This is a genomic window from Halorubrum sp. Ea1, from assembly GCF_002252965.1.
Lineage (GTDB): Archaea > Halobacteriota > Halobacteria > Halobacteriales > Haloferacaceae > Halorubrum.
The window spans coordinates 1-1,129 of the sequence record NZ_NHPG01000072.1 but is presented as its reverse complement, the minus strand read 5'-3'; the positions used below and the strand labels follow the sequence as shown (position 1 = coordinate 1,129).

Annotated in this window: 1 protein-coding gene; it reads left to right on the top strand. The window is 65.5% G+C overall.

What is annotated here, in order from left to right; genetic code table 11:
* Positions 1-399: 399 nt before the first annotated feature.
* Complete coding sequence (gene msrA / locus DJ73_RS09230) at positions 400-936, top strand: peptide-methionine (S)-S-oxide reductase MsrA (RefSeq protein WP_094523816.1); 537 nt, start codon at positions 400-402, stop codon at positions 934-936.
* Positions 937-1,129 lie beyond the last annotated feature (193 nt).

The window sequence follows — 1,129 nt, the reverse complement described above, 5'->3', positions numbered from 1 at the left end:
GGGCGGCGGTGAGCCGATATCGATGCTAAGCCACGCACGCGCGCGGTCGGGGCGTGCCGCCGAGCGCCCGTAGGGCGCGAGGTGCACGCGCGAGGGAGCCGGTGAGCGCTCGCAGGGCGGGAACCGCCGAGGCTGGGGAGGCGTGAGGCTGCGGTGCCGTGCGGGTGGGACCCAAAGGGGCAGCCGTGAGGAGCGCGGAGGCGACGTAAGCACCGCAGGAACGAGCGAAGCGAGTGACGAGGAGCGCAGCGAGCGTGCGCGCTCCTCACGGCTGGGGATTTGGCGGTGTTGACCGACGATCCGTCGTCAGAGACTTATAAATAAACGTCTGGGTTCGCCACCATCGTTCACACCTAAGCGCGCGTCATTAATACGTCTCCGAGCCCTTAGAACGAGTATATGTCCGATCAGCTCGAAACCGCGACGCTCGGCGGCGGGTGCTTCTGGTGTATCGAGGCGGCGCTCGAACAGCTCGCCGGCGTCGAGTCGGTCACCTCCGGCTACGCGGGCGGCCACGTCGACGACCCCACGTACAAGCAGGTGTGCTCCGGCAACACCGGCCACGCCGAGGTCGTACAGGTCGAGTTCGATCCCGACGTCATCGCCTACGACGAGGTGCTGGAGGCGTTCTTCGAGATCCACGACCCGACCCAGCTGAACCGCCAGGGTCCCGACGTGGGGAGCCAGTACCGCTCGATCGTCCTCTATCACGACGAGGACCAGCGCGAGCTCGCCGCCGCGTACATCGACGCGCTCGACGAGGAGTACGACGACGACGTGGTGACGGAGCTCGACCGGTTAGAGACGTTCTACCGGGCGGAAGAGCACCACCAAGACTACTTCGCGAAGAACCCGAACGACGCGTACTGCAGCTTCCACGCCAAGCCGAAGATGGAGAAGGTCCGCGAGAAGTTCGAGGCGAAGGTCGCGAAGTAAGCGGTAGATTCCGCAGCGAACGTCTTTTATGCCTCGATCGCTCGCAGATGACCGACTGACCACTCCGCGGTGAACACCTCCAAAGCCCCAGCCGCGAGGACTCGCGCGGCTTGCTGCGCTCCTCGCTCAGTCGCTGACGCTCCTTCGCTGCGGTGCTTACTGCGCCGTGCTTCGTCCTCGCGACTGCCCCTTT

Coding starts and splice junctions, on each gene's coding strand:
- msrA (WP_094523816.1), top strand. CDS start 400: ATGTCCGATCAGCTCGAAACCGCGACGCTCGGCGGCGGGTGCTTCTGG.